The organism is Cupriavidus sp. HPC(L), from assembly GCF_000307735.3.
Taxonomy (GTDB): domain Bacteria; phylum Pseudomonadota; class Gammaproteobacteria; order Burkholderiales; family Burkholderiaceae; genus Cupriavidus.
The window spans coordinates 1-25677 of sequence record NZ_AMPR02000379.1 but is presented as its reverse complement, the minus strand read 5'-3'; the positions used below and the strand labels follow the sequence as shown (position 1 = coordinate 25677).

Here is a 25677-nt window from a genome sequence, read left to right as displayed (position 1 = left end):
GAGGCCGCCGCCAGCGTCGATGCCGGCGCCATCGCGCGGGAGTGCGCGGGACAAGTCGAACTGATCCGCGAGCGCGTGCACCAGGCGCGGGTCGCCGCGGTGGCGCGCGCGCTGGGGCAGGCCGGCGACTAGCGCGGCCGCGGCAAGTCACCGCGGCAAGTCACCGCTGCAAGCCACCGACACAAATCGAAAGCGACGGTCTGGAGCGGACAACAGAATGGCGCCTCGCTCGAATGCGGGGCGCCTGCCGGCCTGTCACTGCGTTCGAGCGGCTAGTCGCCGACGCCAGCACCGAAGCGCATCGTCTCTTCCTCGCCATGGTGCCGATCCGGCACGGCAGCCCAGCGTCGGCGTTGTCCTGTCCAAAGGTCGAACGCCATGCCCGATCCCATCGCTGCGTATATTCCCGCCTGCCCGATGCCGCCGGCATCGAACGATGCCATCGCCCCGATCCCGCTCGACGCGACAGCGAGCGGCGACAGTCACGGGCAGGATGCCGCCCGGGCCGACAGCCTGAAGCACTCCCCGCATCGATACTCACCTTCTCCCGACGGTTCTGTTGCTGCCGATGTTGCAACCGACGGCGAAACCGAAACGGATATCGAACCCGACACGGGTTGGCATCGTCTGCCCGCCGAACTGGTTGTCCATATCGGAGGTTTCCTGCCCTGGCAGGCGCTCGACGCGCTGGGCCGGACCCATCACCGGTCGCGGCAGGCGCTTGCCGCCTGCACCGTTCATTCCCGCATCGGCTGGCGCATTGCCTGCGTTTCGAGCCTGTCGATGCTTGGGCGCACGGTAGGCGAGCTGCGCAGCCCACTGCTGTCCGACATGCAGCGGGCGCAGGCGCTCGGCGCGCTGGCGGGCCGCCTGCCGAGCCTGGATGGCGGCATCGTGTCCGCGGCGCGTGATGTCCTGCTGGACCAGATTGCGCAGCTGGCGGTTCCGCTGCGGGCACAGCCGCTTGACGGCGTGATGCAAGGGCTGGCGCGCTGCCATCAATCCGTGGTGCACGAGGGCGGCGCCTGGCCGCTGCTGATGGCGGCGCGCACGGTGGCGCCCGCGCGGCGCGGCGAGGCGCTGATCGCGTGCCTGCGCATCCCGTCGATGACGCGCAGCGCGATGCCGAACGCCACGCAGTGGATCGACGAGGCGCTGTCGCTGCCGGCGCCCGAGCGTGGCGCCTTGCTGGCACAGGTCGTGCGGCGCTTCTCGTTTGGCAGTCCGATGCGCACGGATGCGCGCTTGCAGCAGTTCATGCGCGCCTGCCAGGCGCTGCGGATGCCCAATGGAGAGCCCGCGGCGGCCGAGCAGGCCGTCGTGCTGATCGCATTGGCCGATGCGCTGGACCATCATCTGGCGCGGCAAGACGGGGAAGACGAGGCCGCGCACGACGTGTGGCGCGACCTGCTGGCCGCGGCGCAGGCCTTGCGGCCCGACTGCGCACTCGACGTGATGGCGGCACTGGCGGGCCCAGGGGCCCTGAGGGGCGCCGCGAGCGGCCCGCTGCGCTGGGCCATGCTGTGGCAGGCGGGCCGGCGTTTCGGCGCGGAATCCTCGCAATACGCGCGCTGGCTGGCGGCGCTGTCCCTGCATCACGGCTGGGTGCAGCCAGAGGGAACATGGCAGTGCCTGTTCGATGCGGCCGTCACGCTGCCGCCACGCGAAACAGGGCCGGTGGTCGCCATGCTGGCGCGCGGCGCCGCGGCCGCGGCCGATCGGGCCGATCGCCATGCCCGCTGGCTCGCGCTGTACCAGATGACCCTCGCGATGCCACTGCCCGAAGCGCGTACCGCGCCGCTGGTGGGACTGGCCGAGGCGCTGCTGACCGAGGATGCGGCGATCCAGGACGAGCGCTGGCGGCTGCTGGTCGACGCAATGCCTGCGCTGCCGAGGGCCGCGCAATTCAGGGCGCTGCTCGCCTGCATTGACTTCGGCACCGCCGAGCCGTTCTGGGCGCCGTGCCGCCGCATCATCCTGCGCTTGCCGGCGGCCCAGCGCGGCGTGGCGTTGTCCCAGCTTGCCGACCGCATCGTCCAGCTGCAGGCGGACGCGCATCGTGTACGGGCATGGCGGGATATCGCCCATGCGGTGAACGACTTGCCGCCGGAGCATCGGCAGGCACCGTGGCAGATGCTGCTGCGGCGGATGAATCGGGTGTTCGAGCGCGATCCGGTCGGACACGGACGCGCGCGCGACACGCTCGCCGATCTGCTGGCCGGACAGCCGGCCATCGCGCGGCAGCAATGCCTGCTGAGCGCGACCTGGCGAGCCGATCCCAGGCGCTGCGAATGGATCGTGGCGCAGGCACGCGACCTGCCCCCGGCGCTGCAGGCCGAGGTGCTGGCGAGGGTAGCGCGGGCGGCACGGCTTGCCGGCACGGGCCATCGCGTTGAATGGGGCACCGATCAACGCATCGCGGTGTGGGTCGATCTGGTCGGCGCGGTCAAGGAGTTGCCGACCCACTATCGCGGCGCGCCGCTGCAGCAACTGGCGCAACTGCTTGCCAAGTTGCCACCGGACATGCGGCGCACGGCCCGCCGGTATTTCGTCGCGCTGCTGCGCGGCGTACCGCCCGCCGACATGCCGGCCGGCTTCGCCGCGGCCGATCCCTTTGCGGAATCCGCGATGGTACGCCGTGCATTGAAGCGGCCGCGGTACCCGCTCGCCATGCAGGCCGTCGCGCCGAAGCGCGCGCGGATCGACGAGACCTGGCCTTGAGCTGTTTCACGGAGCCACCATGCCGCTGCAAATCGATACCCGATGCATGACCAACCCGGCGTTCGTGCCGGCCGGGGAAACCGGGGAGGCAGGGGCGGCCGCACAAGCCGGACATCCCCGCGCCACGTGGCACGATCTGCCGACCGATCTGCTGTGGCATATCGCCGGCTATCTCGACGATCGGCCGCTTTGCGCGATCGCGCGCACGGACCGCCGCAGCCGCGCGACGCTGGCGTCGGCGGTGCGCCTGGCCCGGATCGGCTGGCGCATTGCGCGCGCGTCGAGCCTGTCGACGCTGCGCGACGCGTTGCGGGAGATCGATGCGGCCGGACTGCCGGCAACCACGCGTGGCGATCGTCTGGCGGCGCTGGCGCAGCGGCTGCCGCTGCTGCATCTCGACATGGGCCCTGAAGCGTGCGATGTCCTGCTCCAGGCCATTGCCGCGCTGCCGGCCGGCGCACGCCAGGCGGCGCTGTGCGAATGGCTGCGCGGCTTCGGCTGGGTGCATGGCAGAAGCGAGCGGGCGCGCGATCCATGGCTGCAAGCCCGATTGCTGCGCCTGGTGCTCGAACTGCCCGCCCGGCAGCAGGCCGCGGCATGCCAGGCATTCTTTGACAACATGCCTTGGCTGGCCCCCTCGCTGCTTGCCGAGCTGCCCGCGCGCCTGCTGTGGGCACTCGCCTTGCCTGAGGCGGATCGTGGTCCCCTGGTCGTGGCCATGCTGCAGTCCGTTCGCACGGTCGAACACGCGCGGCAGTTCGATCTGCTCGGCGTGTTGCAGTCGGTGTACGCGCAATTGGTGCGGCCGGATGGGCAGCCGGCGGTTCCTGAGCGCACCGCGTTGCTGTGCGCGGCGGCGGGCGAGGTCGGCGCGGTCCGGCAACTGCCGGATGACGAGACCAGGACCGTAGGGTTGCGACGGTGGCTGATCGGCATGGCGCAATCGCTGCCCGGCGACAGCCTGTTGCCGGTGCTGATTCGGGTGGCCGCGTGGCCGACGGTGTCCCTGTCGCTCCATGCCGATGGCGACGGGCCGCAACGGCTGTGGGCCATCGGTGTGCGAGCGTGCGGCGATGCACTCGCATTGGGGCGGTGGCTCGCGGCGATGCACCGTCATCCGGTGCAGGACCTGTCGGAGGTGTGGGCCACGGTATGGGCGGACGCGCTGACAATGGCGCCACCTCGGCGTGCCGATGCGATCGCGTCCCTCGCGGCGTCACTGACGGTGATGCCAGGCTATCCGCAGCGGGTCAACTCGTGGCTGACGCTGTTTCAGCATACCGTCGAGGCATTGCCGCTGCCGTATCGTGCCGCTCCGTTGCAGGCGCTGGTGACAGCCTTGCCCGAACTGGGCCTGATGATCTGGGACCCGCGGGGCGATATGGTGGTCGATGCCGCGGCTTGCCTTCCTCCGGCGCAGCAGGTGGCGGTGCTGCACGAATGCTGTGCCGATTCCGGCGCGCTGCTCGAGCGCCACTGGGACCGTTATCTCGAACAGATCAGGCAGCTGCCTGCCGCGGCGCTGGCGGTCGAATTGGAGCGGATGGCCTGGCAGCTACGCAGAATGCGTCCCACGCTGGCGGCATCGGCATGGCCCGAGCTCGTCGCGCTGCTGCACCGCGTACCGGCCGAACAGCGTTTGCGGCCATGGCTGGCGCTTTGGCGGGTGGTCGGCGTTACGTTCGGCCAGGCGAACCGGGCGGCGGCATGCGAGGGCTTGCTGCAGGCACTGACGCGGCAGCCGCCGGCCGCGCAGGAGCAATGGCTGGTGGCCGCCGCGGCGATCGACCATCCGGACGCGGCGTTGCTGCTGCTCGAGCGGGTGGCCGGCCTGCCGGCGGCGCGCCGCGCCAGCGTGCTGACGGTGCTGGCGCGCGGCTCCGTGATGATCCGCTCCCGGGCGGAATGCATGGCGATATGGCATGCGCTGCTCGACGCGGTGGGTGGCCTGCCGCCGGCCTACCGCGGCTCGCCGCTGCATGCGCTGGCCGATCTGCGGCGCCGGCTGGCGTGGGGATATGGCGAGCCCTCGTTGGAGCCTCTGCTCGCGTTGTGCGACGGCGTGCCGGCAATGGACCTGCCCGCGGATCTTGTCTCACCCGATCTCCCGCCTGACTTCTCGCCTGACCTCCCGCTATAGCAGCCGGCCAACCACCAGCGCGATCAGCGACAGCAATACCGTCGACGCGAACGGCAGCACCCACTCGCGGCCGAACAGGCGGAAGCGCACGTCGCCCGGCAGGCGGCCCAGCCCGATCTTTTGCAGCCACGGCAGCGCGGACGACAGGATGATCACGGAAAGGAAGATGGTCAGTGTCCAGCGCAGCATGGGGGCCTTCCGTGGCTACAGGGTGTGGCTGCGGTCGCCCGCGGCAAAGCCGATCGGCACGCTGTCGCCCAGACCGCGCGTCAGCGCGATGGCCTTGAACAGCTCGCCCATTTCGGCTTCGGACAGCAGCTTCTGCACCGCGTTGGCGGCCGGCAGGAAGCTGCGCGCATCGTTCGGGTCCAGCGACATCAGCAGTTCCGTGATGCCGGCGTTCATCAGCAGGCGCCCCTGCGAGGCAAAGCCCGCGACCTCGAGCCCCGCGTCGACCGCGGCCTGCGCGATGCCGCTGAAGTTGACGTGGGCCGTGATGTCCTGCAGCCCCGGATAGAGAAACGGATCGGGATGGGCGTGATGGCGGTAGTGGCACATCAGCGTGCCGCCGGTGCGCTGCGGATGGTAGTACTCGCTGGCCGGGAAGCCGTAGTCGATCAGCAGCGCCGCGCCGCGCGTCAGCATCGCGCCGAGCGAGCGGACGAAGCCCTCGCCCTCGGCATGGGTCTCGGTGACGACGTCGTGGTCGCCGGGAATCGCCGCGACGGGGGCGGGCACGTCGGCCGCGCCCAGCGGCCGGTCGGCGAAGCGGAAGGGCGCATCGTTACCATGCTCGCCGCCATCGTTGCGCGCGACCCCGCGCTCATGCCAGACACCGCCCACCCGCGCGTAGAGCCGCACCGGCATCGCATCGAGGACCTCGTTGCCGATCGCTACGCCCTCGAAGCGCGCCGGCAGCGCGTCGAGCCACTGCACGCGGGCGGCCAGATGCGGGGCGCGCGCGGCCAGCGTGGCCTGCTGGCGGGCGCGCAGTTCGCCGGACAGCTCGACGATCCAGTAGCGCGAGGGCAGTTGGCCTTCGTCTTCGAGCGCCAGCAGCAGATCCGCCGCCAGCCGGCCGGTGCCGGCGCCGAATTCCATCACCTCGTCCAGGCCGAGTTGGAGCCATTGGGCCAACTGGCGCGCCAGCGTGCGGGCGAAGAACGGGGTCAGCTCGGGGGCGGTGATGAAGTCGCTGCCGTCGCGCACGTCGCGGCCGAACTTCGCCGCACCGCCGCTGTAGTACCCGAGCCCGGGCGTGTAGAGCGCCATCGCCATATAGCGGTCGAAGCCGAGCCAGCCTTGCGCGGCGTCGATCGCCTCGCCGATGCGCGTGGCCAATGCCGTGGAGGCATCGAGCGCGTCCGCGGAGGGAAGGGGTAAACTACCGGTTTTCTGCATCCCGCGATTGTAGCAATGCCAGATTTCACTTCTTCCGGCGCCGCGCCCGCTTCGTCCGCGGCTTCGTCGACGCAGGCGGCCGCGCCCGGCAATGGCCGCGGCATTGCGCTGGTGACCGGCGGCGCCCGCCGCATCGGCCGCGCCATTGCGCTGGAGCTGGCGGCGCGAGGCTGGGATATCGCGGTGCACTGCCATCGCTCGCGCGACGAGGCCGAAGAGGTTGCCGGCCGGATCCGCGCGCTCGGCCGCCGCGCCGCGGTGCTGCAGGCGGACCTCGCCGACGAGGCCGCGACTGGCGGGCTGATCGCGGCCTGCACCGCCGCCATCGGCACGCCGACCTGCCTGGTCAACAACGCCTCGCTGTTCCAGTACGACGTCGCCACCAGCTTCTCCTACGGCTCGCTCGACACGCATATGCGCACCAATGTCGCCGCGCCGCTGCTGCTGTCGCGCGAATTGCACCGGGCGCTGCCGGACGATGCGCGCGGCGTTGTGATCAACCTGCTGGACCAGAAGCTCGACAACCTGAACCCGGACTTCCTGTCGTACACGCTGTCCAAGGCCGCGCTGCAGACCGCAACGATGCAGCTGGCCCAGGCGCTGGCGCCGCGGCTGCGTGTGGTCGGCGTGGCGCCGGGCATCACGCTGGTGTCCGGCGACCAGTCCGGCGGCGGCTTCAAGCGCGCGCACCGGATGACGCCGCTGGGCCAGTCGTCGACTCCCGACGATATCGCCCAGGCGGTGGCCTATCTCGCCGAGGCGCGGGCGGTCACCGGCACGACGCTCTATGTGGACGGCGGCCAGCACCTGATGCCGCTGGCGCGCGACGTGATGTTCCTGACCGAATGACTTCCCCGGAGCCGGCGCCGCCTGTACCATCGGCGGCCTTTGCCGGTTCCCGGCCTCTCTTCCCTCTGCATTTTCTCTCCCACGCCGCCATGTCCGCCGCTCTTTCCCATCCCAGCCTGCAAGACTGCCGCCGCATGTTCCTGCGCAACTACGAAGTGCAGATCAACATCGGCGTGCACGAGTTCGAGAAAAAGGGCGAACAGCGCGTGCTGATCAATATCGACCTGTACGTGCCGCTGGCGGAAAGCACGCCGCACGACGACAAGCTGCACGAGGTCGTCGACTACGACTTCATGCGCAATACCGTTGCCGAACGCATGGCGCTGGGCCATGTCCACCTGCAGGAAACGCTGTGCGACGACGTCGCCCGCGCGATGCTGCGCCACCCCAAGGTGCGCGCGGTGCGCGTATCGACCGAGAAGCCGGACGTGTACCCGGACTGCGATTCGGTCGGCGTCGAGGTGTTTCATATCAAGAGCTAGGCTCGCACTTGCCAGGCCGGTCCCCGTCGTGACGCGGCCGGCACTTGATGCGGCCGCTGGGGCGCTCCGCTAAAATACCCGGTTCGATTGCGCCAGAACGGCGCCCCGCCCGTTGCCTTTCCTCCCGCCATGACCGAAACCACCCATTCCAAGAACTTCTACCGCCTCGAGACCTATCTGCAATCGCAGACGGGCCGCGCGATCGGCGACTTCAAGATGATCGAGGACGGCGATACGGTGCTGGTCTGCCTGTCGGGCGGCAAGGACTCGTACACGATGCTGTCGGTGCTGATGGCGCTGCAGAAGCGGGCACCGATCGACTTCAAGCTGATCGCGATGAACCTCGATCAGAAGCAGCCGGGCTTCCCCGAGGACGTGCTGCCGCGCTACCTCGATGGCATCGGCGTGCAGTACGTGATCGTCGAGGCCGACACCTATTCGATCGTCAAGGAGAAGGTGCCCGAGGGCAAGACCACCTGCTCGCTGTGTTCGCGGCTGCGCCGGGGCGTGATCTACCGGACCGCGAAGGAACTGGGCGCCAACAAGATCGCGCTGGGCCACCACCGCGACGACATCGTCCAGACCTTTTTCCTGAACATGTTCTTCGGCGGCAAGATGAAGGCGATGCCGCCGAAGCTGGCCACCGACGACGGCCAGCACATCGTGATCCGCCCGCTGGCCTATTGCTCGGAGAAGGACATCGCCGCCTATGCGCGCGCGATGGAATTCCCGATCATCCCGTGCAACCTGTGCGGCTCGCAGGAGAACCTGCAGCGCAAGAAGGTCAAGGAGATGCTGCTCGAGTGGGAACGGCAGAACCCGGGCCGCATCGACAACATCTTCTCGGCGCTGAAAAACGTGGTGCCGTCGCATCTTGCCGATACCGAGCTGTTCGACTTCAACGGCCTGGCGACCGGCCTGGCCAAGGTCGACGAGGCCTCGCTGTTCGGCGACTCGACCTTCTCGCAGCAGCCGCTGGTGTTCGCCGGCGGCAGCGCCGAGAACCGGATGGAATTCGTCCGCTTCGAGAGGCCGGGGGGGCGGGACACGAAGCCCGAAGGCGCGGCGGCGGGGACCGCCACTGCGGCGGCCGCGTCGGCGGCCGAATAAGGCATCGGCGCGCTGGCGCCGGTTCAGTCAGCGCTCCTCCGGCTCTTCTCCCGCCCGCCTTCCGCGCTCTTCGGCTTTTCCTTGCCCGCCGTCTCAGTTCGCCGCGCGCGACGGCGCGATGGCCGGTTGCCGCGGCTCCTCGCGCATCAGCGACCGCGTATCCTCGATCCACTTCTGGAAGCGCTCGACCGCGTGGCGCTTCTGCTCCGGCGTCGTCATGTTGGCGATCCGCGCCGCCACCGTCAGTCCGGCCTCGGTATTGGCCTCGTAGCTGACGCGGCGTTCGCGCGTCGGCGGCGCCTGCCACTGGTCGCCGAAGCGCTGCAGCAGCGCGATCACGCGCGCCTTGGGCGGATGTTCGGCCTGAACCTGCCGAACCAGCGCCAGCCAGGCCTGTTGGCGCTTGACCCGTTCGCCGAAGCGCGACTCGGCGTTGTCGACCACCGGGCGAAGCGCGGCACGGATCGCTTCCTGCTGCTCGCGCGAGAAGCGGCCGTAGATCAGCGTGGCCCACTCCATCACCTTGTCGTAGCGCGCCTCGAGCCGGTCTTCGGGGCTGCCGCGCAGGAATTTCTTGCGGTACTTTTCGTTGCCGTCGGCGAACTTGCGTTCCATCCGCTTGATCTGGTCCGGCGTCAGCGTCAACAGCAGATCGGCGACATCCGGAATCGCATGGTCGAAGGCGACGCGCGCCATGCGCTGCGTGTCGTCGCGCACGCGCTCCAGCTGCGCCTCGGTGACCGGCCCCTGGACCTCGCTCTTGGCGCGCTGCAGCAAGGCGGCGATCTCCGGCAACTGCTCGCGTCGGTGCCAGGCGAAGAAACGGGCGATCGCGTCGCGCGTCTGCGGTTCCTGGTCGTCGGAGACGTCGACATAGTTGTCGATCCACCAGTAGGCGAGGTGGTCGCCCTGCTGGTAGCCGAGCTTCATCGCATTGCAGGCGGTCAGCAACACCAGCATCCCCGCCGCGATCAGTTCGCGCCACCGCACATTGTGAATTTGCGCAACAGCCGTCAAGCGGCGGATACCCCCCATGCTAGAATCGCCGGACGCGCCGACGGCAGCTTGCCGTCGCCCGCCAGGCAAGGTGTGGCAACGGTTTGCGGGCGATGGCGGGGTGCCGGCGACGGCCTCCGCATCCGCCCGTCCAGGACGAAACGCAGCCGATAAACGGCCAGGCGTCCGCCAGTTGCGCCAATGCCCGGCTGTCACGTCGGGGCTGGTCGCGCGTCTTTCCGATCCGGATCTCAATTCGGGCGCACTCACTTAGGAACCTCCTCGTGAACATCGTCATTCTCGCCGCCGGCATGGGCAAACGGATGCATTCCGATTTGCCGAAGGTGCTGCATCCGCTGGCCGGCCGGCCGCTGCTTGCTCATGTGATCGATACCGCGCGTACGCTGTCGCCGACGCGGCTGGTGGTGGTCGTGGGCCATGGCGCCGAGCGGGTCCAGGCCGCCGTCGCCGCGCCCGATGTCGCCTTCGCGCTGCAGGCTCAGCAACTGGGCACCGGCCACGCGGTGATGCAGGCGCTGCCGCTGCTCGATCCGGCCCAGCCGACGCTGGTGCTGTACGGCGACGTGCCGCTGACCCGGGCCGATACGCTGGCCCGTTTGGTGGAAGCCGCCGGCAAGGACCGTTTCGGCATCCTGACCGTCGAGATGGACGATCCGACCGGCTACGGCCGCATCGTGCGCGACGCCGCCGGCAGCATCGCCCGCATCGTCGAGCAGAAGGACGCCAGCGAGGCCGAACGCGCGATCCGCGAAATCAACACCGGCATCGTGGTCTGCCCGACCGCGAAGCTGACCGAGTGGCTGGCCACGCTGCGCAACGATAACGCGCAAGGTGAGTACTACCTCACCGATACCGTCGAGCGCGCCGTCGCCGATGGCGTCGAGGTCGTGTCCGCCCAGCCCGGCGCGCTGTGGGAGACGCTGGGCGTCAACAGCAAGGTGCAACTGGCCGAACTCGAGCGCCTGCATCAGCGCAATCAGGCGATGCGGCTGTTGGAAGCCGGCGTGACCGTGCTCGACCCGGCCCGGATCGATATCCGGGGCGAACTGACATGTGGCCGAGACGTCACGATCGACGTGGGGTGCGTGTTCGAAGGACAAGTTCACCTGGAAGACGGCGTGCAGATCGGTCCTCACTGTGTGATCCGCGATAGCCGCATCGGTTCCGGGGCACGGGTGCTGGCGTTCTGCCATCTGGAGCAGGCGCAGGTCGGCGCCGACGGCCGGATCGGGCCCTATGCCCGTCTGCGCCCAGGCACCGAACTGGGCGAGGACGTCCATATCGGCAACTTCGTCGAGGTCAAGAACAGCCAGATCGCCGCGCACAGCAAGGCCAACCATCTGGCCTACGTCGGCGACGCCACGGTCGGCTCGCGCGTCAACATCGGGGCGGGCACGATCACCTGCAACTACGACGGCGTCAACAAGCACCGCACGGTCATCGAGGACGACGTCTTCATCGGCTCGGACTCGCAGCTGGTCGCGCCGGTCACGGTGCGGCGCGGCGCCACGCTGGGCGCCGGCACCACGCTGACCAAGGAAGCGCCGGCGGACCAGCTGACGCTGTCGCGGGCCAAGCAGATGACCGTCCCCGGCTGGCAGCGGCCGGTCAAGCAGCCCAGGCAGGGCACGAAGTAAGATAGGCGCACCGCGCTGGCCGGCGCGCCAGGCCGGGGGCGGGCGGCATAAGCGCCCAGCCATCCGGGACATCGAACAAAGCATCAACGCAGGCGGTCACGAGCCGCGGCACCCAGGGAGAGCAACATGTGTGGCATCGTCGGCGCGGTTTCGACGCGCAATATCGTTCCGGTTCTGATCGAGGGCCTGCGCCGCCTGGAATACCGCGGCTATGACTCGTGCGGCGTGGCGGTGGTCCGCGAAGACACGCTCGAACGCGCCCGCACCGTATCGCGGGTGGCGGACCTGGACGAGCAGACGCGCGGCTCCGGCCTGTCCGGCACGATCGGCGTCGCGCACACGCGCTGGGCCACGCACGGCAAGCCCGACACCATCAACGCGCACCCGCACTTCTCGGGCGAGACCATTGCGCTGGTGCACAACGGCATCATCGAGAACTACGAGCCGCTGCGCGACGAACTGCGCGCCGCTGGCTACGGCTTCGATTCGCAGACCGATACCGAAGTGGTCGCGCATCTGGTGCACCAGGCCTACACCTATCCGAGCAGCGCCACGCGCGGCGACCTGTTCGCCTCGGTGCGCGCGATCACCAAGCGCCTGCATGGCGCCTATGCGATTGCCGTGGTGGCCAAGGACCAGCCGGACGTCGTGGTTGGTGCGCGCGCCGGCTCGCCGCTGGTCGCGGCGCTGGGCGAGGGCGAAGCCTTCCTCGCCTCGGACGCGCTGGCCGTCGCCGGCACCGCCAACCGCGTGATCTATCTGGAAGAGGGCGACGTGGTCGAGGTGCGGCGCGACGCGATCACGATCCACGACCTCAACGACGAGCCCGTCGAGCGCGAAGTGCGCGTGGTGGAAGCCCATGCGGCGGCCGTCGATCTGGGCCCGTACCGGCATTTCATGCAGAAGGAAATCTTCGAGCAGCCGCGCGCGCTGGCCGACACGCTCGAAGGCATCGAGAGCATCGAGCCGAGCCAGTTCGGCGAGCGCGCCGCGCAGGTGTTCGCCAATATCGACAGCGTGCTGATCCTGGCCTGCGGCACCAGCTACTACTCGGGCTGCACCGCCAAGTACTGGCTCGAGGCGATCGCCCGCATCCCGACCCAGGTCGAGGTCGCCAGCGAATACCGCTACCGCGAAACGGTGCCGAATCCACGCCAGCTGGTGGTCGTGATCTCGCAATCGGGCGAGACCGCCGACACGCTGGCCGCGCTGCGCCATGCCAAGGGCCTGGGCCACGAGCACACGCTGTGCATCTGCAACGTCGCCAGCAGCGCGATGGTCCGCGAAACCGAGCTGCGCTTCATCACCCGCGCGGGCACCGAGATCGGCGTCGCCTCGACCAAGGCCTTCACCACGCAGCTGGCCGCGCTGTACATGCTGACGCTGGCGCTGGCCAAGCTGCGCGGCACGCTGTCGGAGGAAAGCCAGGGCAGGGCGCTGGCGAACTTGCGCCACCTGCCCGCCGCGCTGCACGGCGTGCTGGCGCTGGAGCCGCAGATCATCGCCTGGTCCGAAGACTTCGCGCGCCGCGAGAACGCGCTGTTCCTCGGGCGCGGCCTGCACTATCCGATCGCGCTGGAAGGCGCGCTGAAGCTGAAGGAAATCTCGTATATCCACGCCGAGGCCTATCCGGCCGGCGAGCTCAAGCATGGGCCGCTCGCGCTGGTCACGGAAGCGATGCCGGTGGTCACGGTGGCGCCGAACGACGCGCTGCTGGAGAAGCTGAAGTCGAACATCCAGGAAGTGCGCGCCCGCGGCGGCCGGCTCTACGTGTTCGCCGACGCGGACACGCACATCACGTCGACCGACGGCATCCAGGTGATCCGCCTGCCCGAGCACTACGGCGACCTGTCGCCGATCCTGCATGTGGTGCCGCTGCAATTGCTGGCGTATCACACGGCCTGCGCCCGCGGCACCGACGTCGACAAGCCGCGCAATCTGGCAAAGTCGGTGACGGTGGAGTAAGGGGCGAACCGACGAGGGGATCGCTCCCCCCGAAGGGCGCTGCGGCGAGGTATCGGCCGCAGCGCCTTTTTCTTTGGGCAGTCCGCCCTTCAGCCCTGCCGCTTCGGAAACCGCAAGCCGAACCGCGTCTTCCCCCGCTCCGACCGCACCGCGATATCCCCGCCATGCGCCAGCATGATGGCCTTGGTGATCGACAGCCCCAACCCCACGCTGTCCGATTCGGGCCTGGTGCGCGATTTATCCCCGCGAGAGAAGCGGTCGAAGATCGAAGGCAGCAGGGCGGGGTCGATCTCGGTGCCATCGTTTTCCACCGCGACCTCGACGTGTTCGCCGGCGTCGGCCACCGCGACGACGATGCGGCCGCCGGGCGGCGTATAGCGCAGCGCGTTGGAAATCAGATTGCTCAGCGCCCGCCGCAGCATCAGCCGGTCGCCCTGGATGCGGCCGTCGCCCTGCAGGTCCAGCCGCACCGCCTTGTCCTCGGCCAGCGCCTCGTAGAAGTCGAACAGCGCGCGCACCTCGTCGGCGATGCGGATCGCCTCGGTATTCGGCAGGTCGAGCCCGTGTTCCATCTTGGCCAGATACAGCATGTCCGACACCATGCGGGCGAGGCGCTGCAGTTCCTCGGCGTTCGACGCCAGGATGTCGCGGTAATTGCCGGCATCGCGCGGCTGCGACAGCGCGACCTGGGTCTGCGTCATCAGATTGGTGATCGGCGTGCGCAGCTCGTGCGCCAGGTCCGAGGAGAACTCGGACAGGCGGCGGAAATCGTCCTGCAGCCGAGCCAGCATCGCGTTCAGGTTGGCCGCCAGATCGGCCATCTCGACCGGCACCGCTTCGACCGGCATCCGTTCGGACAGCTTGCTGCCCGTCACGGTCTGCGCGCGCGAGGCCATGGTGCGCAGCGGCGACAGGCCGCGGCGCGCGGCCCACCAGCCGAGCACGCCGCTGGCCAGCGCGGCAAGCGCGATATAGAACACCAGCGACTGGCGGAATGCGTGAATGAAGTGATCGTGGATCTCGGTGTCCATGCCGACCAGCATGCGCAGCGGTTCGCCCGTGCCGGATTCGCGCAGGGTGCGGACCATGCCGCGATAGAGCTGGCCGTTCTGCCGCCATTCGAGCGCATCGCCGTCCGCACCGGGCCGCATCGCCGCATCCAGCGCCGCACGGAAATCGAAGCCGGGGCTCGCAAACAGCGGCGCGCTTCGATCGCCCTGCACATGGATCAGCAGGCCGCCGTGGTGCTTCTGCGCGTCGGCCAGCCGCGCGGCGATGCCGTCGGATGGGCCCGTCGTCACGATCCGCTCGACCATCCGCAGATTGTCCCCGAGCAGCGCGTAGTCCTGATCGGCAAAGTGCCGGTCCATCGCCGAGAAGATCAGCCACCCGAGACCCAACAGCACGCAGGCGGAGGTCAGCGAGAACAGCGCGGTCAGCCGGGCCGTCAGCGAGAGGCGCGGCATCAGTCGGCGTCCTCCGGATTTTCGAGCACGTAGCCCATGCCGCGCACCGTCTGGATCAGCTTGATGTCGAAGTCGTCGTCGATCTTGGCGCGCAGGCGGCGGATCGCGACGTCGATCACGTTGCTGTCGCTGTCGAAGTTCATGTCCCAGACCTGCGAGGCGATCAGCGAGCGCGGCAGCACCTCGCCGCGCCGGCGCGCCAGCAGCTCCAGCAGCGAGAATTCCTTGTTGGTCAGCACGATGCGCCGCCCGGCACGGGTGGCGCGGCGGCGGGCCAGGTCGAGCACCAGGTCGGCGATCTGGATGCGGTCCATCGCCACCTGCGTGGCGCCGCGGCGCAACAGCGTGCGGACGCGGGCCAGCAGCTCGGCAAAGGCAAACGGTTTGACCAGATAGTCGTCGGCGCCGAGCTCCAGCCCCTTGACGCGATCGGCGACGCTGTCGCGTGCCGTCAGGAACAGCACCGGCACGCGGTTGCCGGCGGCGCGCAGCGTCTGCACGATGCGCCAGCCGTCGACGTCGGGCAGCATCACGTCGAGCACGATCAGATCGTACGGTTCGGTCATGGCCAGATGCTGGCCGTCCAGGCCGTTGGCGGCCAGGTCCACCACGAACCCCGCCTCGGTCAGGCCCTGCCGCAGGTATTCCCCGGTCTTGGCCTCGTCTTCGACTACCAGCAATTTCATCGGCGCTTTCCTGCTTTCCCGCTTCCCGCTTTCCCGCTTCCCGGTCGCTTCCGCTTTTGCTCCGGCCCGCCATCGGCGTCCGGCGCGACTGTCGCGATAGTGTAGGGCCACGCTCCCAACATGACGCCAACCTTACCGGAATGTAATGTCGGGGTAATTGGGCGGTTACTGCCGTGTCCTTATGCTGGCGACGCGATAGATCACGATAGACAACGATAGAAAACGAGGACCGCTTCCATGCCACCCATTGCCCCGACCACCCTGGCCCTGCCGCCCCATCTGTCCCGCCGGCGTTTCGTGCAGGGACTGGTGGCGGGGGGCGTGCTCGGTGCACTGTCCGGCGTGTCCGGCGCAGGCTGGGCCCAGCAAGCGGACCGCCCGCGGCGCGCGGGCAGCGGCAGCGCGCCGGTGCTCTCCGGCACCGAGTTCGACCTGGTCATCGAGGAGGCGGTGGTCAACTTCACCGGCAAGCCGGCCATCGCCCACACGATCAACGGCATGCTGCCGGGGCCGACGCTGCGCTGGCGCAAGGGTGATACGGTGACGATTCGCGTCACCAACCGGCTGCGCGAGCCGACCTCGATCCACTGGCACGGCATCATCCTGCCGTTCGAGATGGACGGCGTGCCCGGCATCAGCTTTCCCGGCATCGCCCCGGGCGAGAGCTTCACCTACCGCTTCAAGGTCGTGCAGAGCGGCAGCTACTGGTACCACTCGCACTCGGGCTTCCAGGAGATGACCGGCGTCTACGGCGGCCTGATCATCGACGGCGACGACGACCCGATCCGGGCGGACCGCGACCATACCGTGCTGCTGTCCGACTGGACCGACGAGGACGGCATGCGCGTGCTGTCCAAGCTGAAGACGCAGAGCGACTACTACAACTACAACCAGCCCACCGTCGTCGACTTCTTCCGCGATATCGCCAACGACGGCGTCAAGGCCGCTGTCGACAAGCGCCGCATGTGGAACCAGATGCGGATGAGCCCGACCGATCTGGCCGACCTGTCCTCGCATACGCTGACCTATCTGACCAACGGCGTGACGCCGGCCGGCAACTGGACCGGCCTGTTCAAGCCGGGCGACAAGGTCCGCCTGCGCTTCATCAATGGCAGCGGCAATACCTTCTACGACGTGCGCATTCCCGGGCTGAAGCTCAGGGTCGTGCAGGTCGACGGCCAGAACATCGAGCCGGTGACGGTCGACGAATTCCGCTTCGGCCCCGGAGAGACCTGCGATGTCATCGTCGAGCCGCGCGACGAGGCCTACACGATCTTTTCGCAGTCGATGGACCGCACCGGCTACGCGCGCGGCACGCTGGCGACGCGCGAAGGGCTGCAGGCCGCCGTGCCCGCGCTGGACAAGGCCGAATGGCTGACCATGACCGACATGATGGGCGACATGGGGGCAATGGCCCACGGAAGCCATGGCGGCGCTCACGATCACGGCGCCATGCACGGCGCGCACGCGATGCATGGCATGCATGGCACGCAACATGGCGGCATGGCGATGGACCACAGCCAGCATGCGATGGCCGCGATGCCGGCCGACGGTTCGCTGAAGGTTCCCAGCAGGACCGCCCGCCATGCGCGCACCGAATACGGCCCGAGCACCGATATGCGGGTCGACATGGCGCGCACCAATCTGGACGACCCCGGCATCGGCCTGCGCAACAACGGACGCCGCGTGCTGACGCTGGCCGACATGCGCACCGTCGGCGGCCCAATGGACCCGCGCGGCGCGGGCCGCGAGGTCGAGCTGCACCTGACCGGCAATATGGAGCGCTACACCTGGTCGTTCGATGGCCTGGAGTTCGGCAAGTCGACACCGGTGTATTTCCACCACGGCGAGCGGCTTCGCGTGATCCTGCACAACGACACGATGATGACCCACCCGATGCATCTGCACGGCATGTGGAGCGAGCTGGAGGCGCCGGACGGCTCGTTCCAGGCGCGGCGGCACACGATTCCGGTGCAGCCGGCCCAGCGCATCAGCTTCCTGGTCACGGCCGATGCGCTCGGACGCTGGGCGTGGCATTGCCATCTGATGATGCATATGGACGCCGGCATGTTCCGCGAAGTGCTGGTGGCCTGACGGGCCCGAGCTTTCATCCGAATTCCAAGACGCACGGAGCCCGAGCCATGCCTTCGAAAACACTTGCAGCCTTCCTGCTCGCGTCCGCCGGCGCCAGCGCCGCATTGGCACAGCAGCCGCACCAGCACGATCACGGTGATCATCACCAGCACCACCACCAGCACCAGCACCAGCAGCATCAGCAGCATCAGCAGCAGCACGGGCGCAACGACCACCACGGGCATCACCATCAACCGGCCGCGGCACAGCCTGCGGCCGGCAAGCCCGCCGAAGCCGCTGCCGCGCCCGCCGACAAGCCGGGCCCGGACCATGGCGCGATGCACCACATGGACCACGGCACTGCGCAATCGATGGACCACGGCGTCCACGGCAACGGACAAGCCATGCCGCCCGCCAGCGCCCCGCAACCGGCGATGGACCACGGCGACATGAAGATGCAGGGCGGCAGCGCTCCGCCCGACGCGCGCGATCCGCACGCCTACTCCGGCGGCCATCGTCTCGGCGTCGGGCAGTACGCGCTCGGTCCCCATCGCCAACTGCATATGGCGGACGAGCACCTGTTCGGCTCGGTGCTGGTGGACCGCCTCGAATGGGCCCGCGGCAGCGACACCAACGCCGCCGCGTACGAGGCACAGGCGTGGTTCGGCAATACCTACGACCGGCTGGTGATCAAGGCCGAGGGCGAGGTCGAACGCGGCAAGGTTCACGAGGCCCGCACCGAACTGCTGTGGGGCCACGCGATCGCGAGCTACTGGGACACCCAGCTCGGTATCCGCAACGACGCCGGCCACGGCCGTCCCGCGCGCAACTGGCTCGCGTTCGGCGTACAGGGGCTGGCGCCCTACTGGTTCGAGGTCGACGCCACCGGCTACCTCGGCACCGAAGGGCGGACGGCGCTGCGGCTGTCCGCCGAGTACGAGTTGCTGATCACGCAGCGCCTGATCCTGCAGCCGCGCATCGAGGCCAATGTCTACGGCAAGAACGACCGCGAGGTCGGCGTCGGCAGCGGCCTGTCCAACGGCGCGGTTGGCGTGCGGCTACGCTATGAGTTCAGCCGCCAGTTCGCGCCGTATATCGGCGTCGAGTGCTACCAGACGTTCGGCAATACGGCGGACATGGTCCGCGCGTCCGGCGGCCGCAGCGGCGAGACGCGCTTTGTCGCCGGCGTGCGCGTGTGGTTCTGAGCCGGGTTTTCGTGATTGCAAGACTTTCTGGAGGGCTGCCATGCGCGCTATCCGCAAGACCATCCAACTGCTGTCGCTCGGTGCGGCCCTGCTGATCGGCCAGACCGCGTTCGCGCATCCGAAGCTGTTGTCCTCGACGCCGGCCGATCACGCGCAGGTGTCGGCGCCGGAGCGGATCGAGCTGCGGTTCTCGGAAGCTCTGGTCAAGCAATTTTCCGGCGCCAATCTGCTGATGATCGGCATGCCCGGCATGGCCGACCATGGTCCGATGAAGATCGCGGCCACCGTGGCGCCGGGCGACGACCCCAGGACGCTGGTTGTCACGCCCGCAAAGCCGCTGTCGCCGGGCAGCTACCGTCTGGAATGGCGTGCCGTCGCGTCCGACACGCACCCGGTCACCGGCAGGATCTCGTTCCAGGTGAAGTGAGCCGATGCCGCCGGACTGGCCGACCGTCCTGCTGCGGTTTGCGCTGTACCTGGACCTGATGCTGGTGTTCGGGCTGCCGTTTTTTGTCGTGCACGGGCTGCGCGGAGACGAGCGGCAATCGCGCTTCGCCACATCGGTGCTGTACGCGGCAGTCGGTGGCGCGATCGCGGGCCTGCTTCTGTCCGTCGGCAATTTGCTGCTGATGGCCAAGGCGCTGTCGGGCGTCGCGCAATACGCACTGCTGGACCGGGAAACCGTCGGCATGGTGCTGACCGCGACCGACTTCGGCTTGGCCTGGAGCGTGCGGATGGCGGCGCTGCTCGCCGTGTTGCTTGCCTTTTCCATCCGTGGCCTGCCACACGCGCTTCGTCTCGGCAGTGCAACCGTCGCGGCGGCCGTGGCGCTCGCCACGCTGGCGTGGTCCGGCCACGGCGCCATGGACGAGGGAGCCCGCCGCTACGTGCATCTGGGCGCCGACATCGCGCATCTGCTTGCGGCCGGTACCTGGGTCGGCGCGCTGCTCGCCTTCGTCTGCATGGCCGCCGGTGTGCGCCGCGCCACCACGGCCAAGGTGGCGATGCTCGCTCGCGCCGCCAGCGGGTTTGCACGCGTCGGCACGCTGGTCGTCGCCACGCTGGTGCTGACCGGCGCCATCAACTACTGGCTGATCGTCGGCCCGTCGCTGGCCGGCATCGCCTCCACCGGTTACGGTCAGCTGCTGCTGGCGAAGCTCGCGCTGTTCGGCGCGATGCTGGGGCTTGCCGCGCTCAACCGCTATCGCTTCAGCCCGCGCCTGGCAGCGGCGCTGGCTTCAGGCGAAGCGCGCTCGGCGGCAGCGGCGCTGCGCCGCAGCCTGTGGCTGGAAACCGGCTGCGCCACGGTCATCCTGGCGCTGGTGGCTTGGCTCGGCACGCTGTCGCCGGAGGCGCTGCAAGGCGGATAGCTGCCGTGGGCCAAGGCTCGTTTGCAGCATTGACAATACCTCGTGCAGATTCTGCGACACCGACTGCCTTAGCGACTGCCTTGCCGAAGCGCATGACGCCTGCGCTGCGGACGATAGGTCTCCTCACGTCGGTATCACGCCCGATCTGTCCGCTGGCACGCTCGATGCATCCATTCGGGTCCGGACGTCATGTCCGCACATCCGGAGACCATCATGACTCAGCAACAGCAGCAAGGCCAAGGCCAAAAGAGCGGCAGCAAGCAGCAGCAACAACAGCAACAAAGCAAGGGCGGCCAGCAGCAAGGCGGCCAACAGCGCGAGCGCAAGCAGCAGCAACAGAAGTAAGGCAGTGCGGGAGTATGCGGCGGCGAATGCCCGGAGGGATTCGCCGCTGTTTTTTTTGCGTTACAAGAAGACGGCTGGCCGTGAGCTTTACGCCCCCAGTTGCTCGGCCAGGAATCCCTTCATCGCCGCCCATGAGCGCCTGTCGGCCCTGGGGTCATAAACGATCCCCCGTTCCGGGAAGTTCGCGCCGGCGAAGGTGAAGGCATGGCGGGCGTGCCCATAGGCGTGCAACTGCCAGTCCGCCCCTGCGTCGGTCAGTTCCCTGGCGATGGCCAGCACATCGGCCGGCGGCGCGACGGGGTCCTCCCACCCGTGCAACAGCAGCACGCTTGCGGAAATCGGCCCTTGCCGGTCGATCCGTGGCGGCTGTAGCACGCCATGAATGCTGATCGCGGCGACCAGATTCGGCGGCGCCGCGCGCGCCAGGTCGAGCGCGCACAGGCCGCCGAAGCAGTAGCCGACCGCGGCGATGCGGGCCGGATCGACGCCGGGGAGCGCCATGGCGGCATCGAGCCCCGCCAGCAGCCGTTGCCTCAGCAGGGCACGGTTGGCGAGCATCGGATTCATCAGACGCGAGTTGTCGCCCATCGGGTCGCCGCGGACTCCCTTGCCATAGACGTCGGCGGCGAAGCAGACGTAGCCCAATGCGGCCAGCCGGTCCGCGCTGCGCTTGATGGGATCGCTCAGCCCGCTCCACTCGTGGGCCAGCAGCACGCACGGCGCGGATGGCCCGAGGCCGGCGGGCCGGGCCACGTAACCCTCGAAGGTCGTCTCGCCATCGGTGTAGTCGACCAGCGATCGTTCCAGCGCAATTTCATCCACGTCCATCCGTACCTCCTGTCGTGTGCCACCGGCAGGATGCCGCCGCGCGGACGCGCCGTATTGAACGTTTGGGACGCCGGACGCCGCGCCGTCAGAGGTAGAAGGCCGGGCCGTCAGTCGATTGCGCGCCGAAGTGTTCGGCAAGCGGCGATGGTCCGGCGCGGGCGTAGCCGCCTGGAGTCTGGGCCAGCCGGCGCCGCCAGTTGCGGATCTGGTGGGCCTGGTCGCTGTAGCCGGACAGCGCGTCCCCATCGCCGCGTTGCACGGCCTGGATGCTCGACTGCAGCCGCTCCAGGTCCATCAGCTGCTTGGGGCCGAGGCCGAGATGCCGCTCGAACCATCGATGCAGTTGGCGGCGATCGACGGCGGTCAGCCGGGCGATGTCCTGCACCTGCCGGCCTTGCCGCAACAGCGCGTGGGCTGCCGCGAGAGTTGGCAGTTCCATTGGCGCCCGGATGGCGTCGAGGCGCCGCAGCAGCCAGTCGTCCAGTTGGCGGGCGATCCGGCCCGGCGACCACGCCGCGCTGAGGTCTGCCTCGAGCGCGCAGGCCGCCCCGTCGCCCAGATAGCCCGCGAGGTCCATCAGGCGATCCTTGCAGTCCGCGCCAATGCCGGGAAACAGCCGCGCCAATCCCACGGCGCCGAGCATCGCCATGACGAAATACGTGTCCGACCACGAGCGCCAACGGCGGCTGGCCGACTGGAAACCCAGCAGCGAGACCTTGGGCACGGTGGGGCCGCCCTCCATCGCATTGGGACGGCCGAAGTTGACCGACAGCACCGCGCCCGGGTAAGGGCAGGTCACGATCGGCTGCCCTTCATACATGCCCTCCAGGTCCTGGACGAACCAGTAGCCGTTGACGTAGGGCGCCAACGCGGGGCAAGGGGCGATCACCTGGAACATGGCGGACTCCTCCGGGCTCATCCGGGGCAGTGGGGAAGCGTCGAACGCTGTCAGGCGCAAGACGCGACGCTCAACATACCAGAAGCCGGTTCTGGCACGCCGCCCGTGTTCGCCGATCGCATCGGCGCGGAAGGCGGGGAGCGCTATCGCACGGCCACGCTGGTGCCCTGCAGATACGGCAGGATCACGGCCTTCCAGCGCGCATAGCCTGCGCCGTTCAGATGCACGCCGTCATAGGTGTACGCGCGGTCCAGGTTGCCGTCGCGGTCCGCCAGCGCGCGGCCGACGTCGATCCACTCGACGCGATCGTCCCTGGCCGCCAGTCCGGCCAGCAGCGCGTTGAGCTGCGCGACACGGCCATTGTCGCGGCCGGTGTCGCGGATCTCGCGGTTGACCGGCAGCGTGCTCTGCAGATAGATCCGCGTGCCGGGCGACACGCGCTTGACCGTGTCGACGATCTGCCGATAGCGGTCGAACACCTCGCGTTCGTCGAAGGCGCCCAGGTCGTTGATGCCGGCCATCAGGAACAGCTTGGACGGCCGCGTACCGGCGACGGATTCGATGCGGTCGAGAATCCGCGCGGTCGAATCGCCGCCGATGCCGCGATTGACCACATCGCCGTGACCGAGAAACTCCGACCATTCCCCGGCTTCGGTGATCGAGTCGCCGACGAACACGATCTTGCCGGCGGGCAGCGCGGCATCGAGCGAGCGCAGATGCTGCAGCCGCCCGGCGCTGTAGCCCGAGCCATCGTCGCGGTGCTTGAGCTTGAAGGCGAGATAGCTGATGCCGCCAAGGCGGTGGATCGCCATCACGGTGGCGCTGACGAATGCGAGGTTCAGCAGCAGCGACGCCACCAACAGCAGTCTGATCGGACGCATGGCCGACTCTCCCGGGTAGGCGGAGGTTGGGCGGCCGATCTCCCTTGGATGCCGCGCGGCCGCGGCCAGGGAAAGCTCCGCGAGCCGATCTTCGGACGCTCGGGCTGCTGCGTCAGTGCGACAGCAAACGCTTCTCATTTCAAAGGCAAGTTAGGGTTGGCGAGCACGAACGCGCCGGAGCGCACAACCATATACATCTAATTCATATAGATGAGTTGGTTGACCTTTATGTTTCGAGCACCTATGATCCGATGCACGCACCAACCCACAGAGGAGACACAACGATGATTCACGTCGTATTGCACGACGCCAAGGACACGGTGGCCGTGGCCGTGGTGGAAGGGATCGAGGCGGGCACCGAGCTGAACGCCTGGATCATGGATGAGGACCGCACCATCACGGTGACCGCGCGCCAGCCGATCCCGATCGGCCACAAGGTCGCGCTGCGCGACATGGCGCCGAACGACACGGTCTACAAATACGGCGTCGACATCGGCAAGGTGGTCGCGCCGATCAAGGCCGGCGAGCACGCCCACGTGCACAACATCAAGACCAAACGCTGGTAAGGCATCGCCGCCCGGCGATCCGCGCGGGACGGTGCATCGATCGCCGCGCAGCCATTCACGCCCGACCAGGCGATCCAGTCATCCGAGAACCGAATACCAAGCCATGTCCATCATCGACCAAAACACCACCTTCTGGGGCTACCGCCGCGACAACGGCCGCGTCGGCGTCCGCAACCACGTGATCATCCTGCCGCTGGACGACCTGTCCAACGCGGCCGCCGAGGCCGTCGCGCATGCGATCAAGGGCACGATGGCGATCCCCCATCCCTATGGCCGCCTGCAGTTCGGCCCGGACCTGGAACTGCATTTCCGCACGCTGATCGGCGCCGGCAGCAATCCCAACGTCGCCGCCGTGGTGGTGATCGGTATCGAGGACGGCTGGACCAAGCGCGTGGTCGACGGCATCGCGAAGACCGGCAAGCCGGTGGTCGGCTTCGGCATCGAGGGCCATGGCGACCACGAGACCATCAAGCGTGCATCGAAGGCCGCCAAGGAATTCGTGCAGTACGCCACGGCGCTGCATCGCGTCGAATGCCCGATCGCCGACCTGTGGGTGTCGACCAAGTGCGGCGAGTCGGATACCACGTCCGGCTGCGGCGCCAACCCGACCGTCGGCAATGCCTTCGACAAGCTGCATCCCCTTGGCACCACGCTGGTGTTCGGCGAGACCTCCGAGCTGACCGGCGGCGAGCATATCGTCGCGGCACGCTGCGCCAACGACGAGGTCCGCCATCAGTTCATGGCGATGTTCGAGCGCTACCAGGGCATGATCGACCGCTGGAAGACCACCGATCTGTCGGAGTCGCAGCCGACCAAGGGCAATATCGCCGGCGGCCTGACGACGATCGAGGAGAAGGCGCTGGGCAACATCCAGAAGATCGGCAAGAAGTGCACCGTCGACGGCGTGCTCGACAAGGCCGAGGAGCCGACGCATCCGGGCCTGTGGTTCATGGATTCGTCGTCGGCCGCGGCCGAGATGGTGACGCTGTGCGCGGCCTCCGGCTTCGTCGTGCATTTCTTCCCGACCGGGCAGGGCAACGTGATCGGCAACCCGATCGTGCCGGTGATCAAGCTGTGTGCGAATCCACGCACCGTGCGGCTGATGAGCGAGCACATGGACGTCGATTGCTCCGGACTGCTGCAGCGCGAGCTGAACCTCGACCAGACCGGCGACAAGCTGCTCGAGTGCATGCTGGCCACCGCCAACGGCCGCTGGACCGCGGCCGAGGCACTGGGCCACCGCGAGTTCGTGCTGACCCGCATCCACGAGTCGGCCTGATGAAGCGGATCTGCATCAGCGAGTTCATGGACCCGGACGCGGTGGCCGCGCTGACCCCCGGGTTCGAACTGCGCTACGAGCCCGACTGGGTCGACCGCCGCGCCGAACTGCTGGCGGCGCTCCCTTCGGCCGACGCGCTGATCGTGCGCAACCGCACGCAGGTCGATGCGGCGCTGCTCGACAGCGCGCCGCGCCTGCGCGTGGTGGGGCGGCTCGGCGTCGGCCTGGACAATATCGACGTCGAATCGTGCAAGGCGCGCGGCATCCGCGTGATTCCGGCCACCGGCGCCAATGCGCGCTCGGTCGCCGAGTACGTCGTCACCACGGCGGCGATGCTGCTGCGCGGCGCCTATCAGAGCAGCGGCGAGGTGGTGCAGGGCAAGTGGCCGCGCGCGCGCTTGTCGGAGGGCCGCGAGACGCTGGGCAAGACGCTGGGCCTGATCGGCTTCGGCGACATCGGCCGGCAGACCGCCGCGCTGGCGCAGGCCTTCGGTATGCGCGTGGTCGCGCACGATCCGATGCTGCGCGACGACGATCCGGTCTGGCAACGCAGCGGCGTCGCGCCGCGCGGTCTCGATGCGCTGCTCGCCGAGGCCGATGCGGTCAGCCTGCACGTGCCGCTGGTGCCGGCGACCCGGCATCTGCTCGATGCGCGTCGCCTCGCCGCGATGCGCCCGGGCGCGGTGCTGATCAATACCGCGCGCGGCGGCGTGGTCGACGAGCCCGCGTTGGCGGCGGCGCTGCGCCAGGGGCATCTG

At 68.6% G+C, this 25677-nt stretch carries 25 protein-coding genes and 1 pseudogene; 16 read left to right on the top strand and 10 right to left on the bottom strand.

Annotation, left to right across the window (positions count from 1 at the left end; genetic code table 11):
• Positions 1 to 132: pseudogene (cca, locus tag B551_RS27360) on the top strand (multifunctional CCA tRNA nucleotidyl transferase/2'3'-cyclic phosphodiesterase/2'nucleotidase/phosphatase); the annotation flags it as partial.
• Positions 133 to 272: 140 nt separating this feature from the next.
• On the opposite strand, the gene B551_RS26200 reads toward cca, so the two are convergent.
• Entirely contained in the window at positions 273 to 443 is a 171-nt protein-coding gene (locus B551_RS26200) for a hypothetical protein (protein ID WP_157072027.1), read from the bottom strand.
• Positions 444 to 537: 94 nt separating this feature from the next.
• Entirely contained in the window at positions 538 to 741 is a 204-nt protein-coding gene (locus tag B551_RS26195) for a hypothetical protein (protein WP_157072026.1), read from the bottom strand.
• Positions 742 to 783: 42 nt separating this feature from the next.
• On the opposite strand from B551_RS26195, the gene B551_RS18185 reads away from it, so the two are divergent.
• Entirely contained in the window at positions 784 to 2721 is a 1938-nt protein-coding gene (locus tag B551_RS18185; protein ID WP_157072025.1) for a hypothetical protein, read from the top strand.
• A gap of 19 nt (positions 2722 to 2740) precedes the next feature.
• Positions 2741 to 4861, top strand: coding sequence for a hypothetical protein (locus B551_RS18180; RefSeq protein WP_006579487.1), 2121 nt, complete (start codon positions 2741 to 2743; stop codon positions 4859 to 4861).
• On the opposite strand, the gene B551_RS18175 is transcribed toward B551_RS18180, so the two are convergent.
• Positions 4856 to 5050: a DUF2905 domain-containing protein gene (locus tag B551_RS18175; RefSeq protein WP_006579486.1), complete on the bottom strand. Its 195-nt coding sequence runs from the start codon at positions 5048 to 5050 to the stop codon at positions 4856 to 4858. The two genes, B551_RS18180 and B551_RS18175, sit on opposite strands and share 6 nt — an antisense overlap.
• 15 nt (positions 5051 to 5065) lie before the next feature.
• Positions 5066 to 6262 (bottom strand): class I SAM-dependent methyltransferase, encoded by a 1197-nt coding sequence (locus tag B551_RS18170; RefSeq protein ID WP_043441060.1) that lies wholly within the window; start codon positions 6260 to 6262, stop codon positions 5066 to 5068.
• Between the two features lie 15 nt (positions 6263 to 6277).
• Between B551_RS18170 and B551_RS18165 the strand changes: the two genes are divergently transcribed.
• The 3 genes from B551_RS18165 (at position 6278) to ttcA (ending at position 8703) form a co-directional block, all read left to right on the top strand.
• Positions 6278 to 7111, top strand: a complete 834-nt coding sequence (locus tag B551_RS18165) for an SDR family oxidoreductase (RefSeq protein ID WP_043441057.1) — start codon at positions 6278 to 6280, stop codon at positions 7109 to 7111.
• 89 nt (positions 7112 to 7200) lie between these two features.
• Positions 7201 to 7593, top strand: coding sequence for a dihydroneopterin aldolase (locus tag B551_RS18160; RefSeq protein WP_006575896.1), 393 nt, complete (start codon positions 7201 to 7203; stop codon positions 7591 to 7593).
• A 129-nt stretch (positions 7594 to 7722) separates the two neighbouring features.
• Positions 7723 to 8703, top strand: coding sequence for a tRNA 2-thiocytidine(32) synthetase TtcA (gene ttcA / locus B551_RS18155; RefSeq protein WP_006575897.1), 981 nt, complete (start codon positions 7723 to 7725; stop codon positions 8701 to 8703).
• 93 nt (positions 8704 to 8796) lie between these two features.
• On the opposite strand, the gene B551_RS18150 is transcribed toward ttcA, so the two are convergent.
• Positions 8797 to 9693 carry a DUF6279 family lipoprotein gene (locus tag B551_RS18150; protein WP_006575898.1) on the bottom strand — a complete coding sequence of 299 codons (897 nt, stop codon included), beginning with the start codon at positions 9691 to 9693 and terminating at the stop codon, positions 8797 to 8799.
• A 290-nt stretch (positions 9694 to 9983) separates the two neighbouring features.
• Between B551_RS18150 and glmU the strand changes: the two genes are divergently transcribed.
• Positions 9984 to 11357 carry a bifunctional UDP-N-acetylglucosamine diphosphorylase/glucosamine-1-phosphate N-acetyltransferase GlmU gene (gene glmU, locus B551_RS18145; RefSeq protein WP_006575899.1) on the top strand — a complete coding sequence of 458 codons (1374 nt, stop codon included), beginning with the start codon at positions 9984 to 9986 and terminating at the stop codon, positions 11355 to 11357.
• A 126-nt stretch (positions 11358 to 11483) separates the two neighbouring features.
• Complete coding sequence (gene glmS / locus B551_RS18140; protein ID WP_006575900.1) at positions 11484 to 13322, top strand: glutamine--fructose-6-phosphate transaminase (isomerizing); 1839 nt, start codon at positions 11484 to 11486, stop codon at positions 13320 to 13322.
• An 89-nt stretch (positions 13323 to 13411) separates the two neighbouring features.
• Here glmS and B551_RS18135 read toward each other — a convergent pair whose 3' ends face one another.
• Both B551_RS18135 and B551_RS18130 read right to left on the bottom strand, forming a co-directional pair.
• Positions 13412 to 14788 (bottom strand): heavy metal sensor histidine kinase, encoded by a 1377-nt coding sequence (locus B551_RS18135; RefSeq protein WP_023264718.1) that lies wholly within the window; start codon positions 14786 to 14788, stop codon positions 13412 to 13414.
• Positions 14788 to 15474, bottom strand: coding sequence for a heavy metal response regulator transcription factor (locus tag B551_RS18130; RefSeq protein WP_006575901.1), 687 nt, complete (start codon positions 15472 to 15474; stop codon positions 14788 to 14790). The genes B551_RS18135 and B551_RS18130 overlap by 1 nt, the downstream gene beginning before the upstream one ends.
• A 237-nt stretch (positions 15475 to 15711) precedes the next feature.
• Here B551_RS18130 and B551_RS18125 point away from each other — a divergent pair, with 237 nt between their 5' ends.
• The 5 genes from B551_RS18125 to B551_RS27265 all read left to right on the top strand — a co-directional run bounded on the left by B551_RS18125 (position 15712) and on the right by B551_RS27265 (position 20467).
• Positions 15712 to 17568 carry a copper resistance system multicopper oxidase gene (locus B551_RS18125; protein WP_006575902.1) on the top strand — a complete coding sequence of 619 codons (1857 nt, stop codon included), beginning with the start codon at positions 15712 to 15714 and terminating at the stop codon, positions 17566 to 17568.
• 47 nt (positions 17569 to 17615) lie between these two features.
• Positions 17616 to 18752 carry a copper resistance protein B gene (locus B551_RS18120; RefSeq protein ID WP_006575903.1) on the top strand — a complete coding sequence of 379 codons (1137 nt, stop codon included), beginning with the start codon at positions 17616 to 17618 and terminating at the stop codon, positions 18750 to 18752.
• Between the two features lie 40 nt (positions 18753 to 18792).
• A complete protein-coding gene (copC, locus tag B551_RS18115) occupies positions 18793 to 19179 on the top strand; it encodes a copper homeostasis periplasmic binding protein CopC (RefSeq protein WP_006575904.1) in 387 nt (128 codons plus the stop codon).
• 4 nt (positions 19180 to 19183) lie between these two features.
• Positions 19184 to 20122, top strand: coding sequence for a copper homeostasis membrane protein CopD (gene copD, locus B551_RS18110; protein ID WP_023264717.1), 939 nt, complete (start codon positions 19184 to 19186; stop codon positions 20120 to 20122).
• Between the two features lie 213 nt (positions 20123 to 20335).
• Positions 20336 to 20467 (top strand): hypothetical protein, encoded by a 132-nt coding sequence (locus B551_RS27265; protein WP_256364481.1) that lies wholly within the window; start codon positions 20336 to 20338, stop codon positions 20465 to 20467.
• Between the two features lie 87 nt (positions 20468 to 20554).
• Here the strand turns inward: B551_RS27265 and B551_RS18105 are convergent, their stop codons facing one another.
• From B551_RS18105 to B551_RS18095, 3 genes are all read right to left on the bottom strand, one after another.
• Positions 20555 to 21295: a dienelactone hydrolase family protein gene (locus tag B551_RS18105; RefSeq protein ID WP_006575908.1), complete on the bottom strand. Its 741-nt coding sequence runs from the start codon at positions 21293 to 21295 to the stop codon at positions 20555 to 20557.
• A gap of 85 nt (positions 21296 to 21380) precedes the next feature.
• Positions 21381 to 22193 carry a helix-turn-helix domain-containing protein gene (locus B551_RS18100; protein WP_006575909.1) on the bottom strand — a complete coding sequence of 271 codons (813 nt, stop codon included), beginning with the start codon at positions 22191 to 22193 and terminating at the stop codon, positions 21381 to 21383.
• Positions 22194 to 22336: 143 nt separating this feature from the next.
• Positions 22337 to 23074 carry a GDSL-type esterase/lipase family protein gene (locus B551_RS18095; protein ID WP_006575910.1) on the bottom strand — a complete coding sequence of 246 codons (738 nt, stop codon included), beginning with the start codon at positions 23072 to 23074 and terminating at the stop codon, positions 22337 to 22339.
• A 284-nt stretch (positions 23075 to 23358) separates the two neighbouring features.
• Between B551_RS18095 and B551_RS18090 the strand changes: the two genes are divergently transcribed.
• The 3 genes from B551_RS18090 to B551_RS18080 all read left to right on the top strand — a co-directional run.
• Positions 23359 to 23640, top strand: coding sequence for a UxaA family hydrolase (locus tag B551_RS18090; protein ID WP_006575911.1), 282 nt, complete (start codon positions 23359 to 23361; stop codon positions 23638 to 23640).
• Positions 23641 to 23743: 103 nt separating this feature from the next.
• On the top strand, positions 23744 to 24919 hold the full coding sequence (locus B551_RS18085) for a UxaA family hydrolase (protein WP_006575912.1): 1176 nt from the start codon (positions 23744 to 23746) through the stop codon (positions 24917 to 24919).
• On the top strand, positions 24919 to 25677 hold a 759-nt coding region (locus B551_RS18080; protein WP_023264716.1), incomplete at its 3' end, for an NAD(P)-dependent oxidoreductase. The genes B551_RS18085 and B551_RS18080, both read left to right, overlap by 1 nt.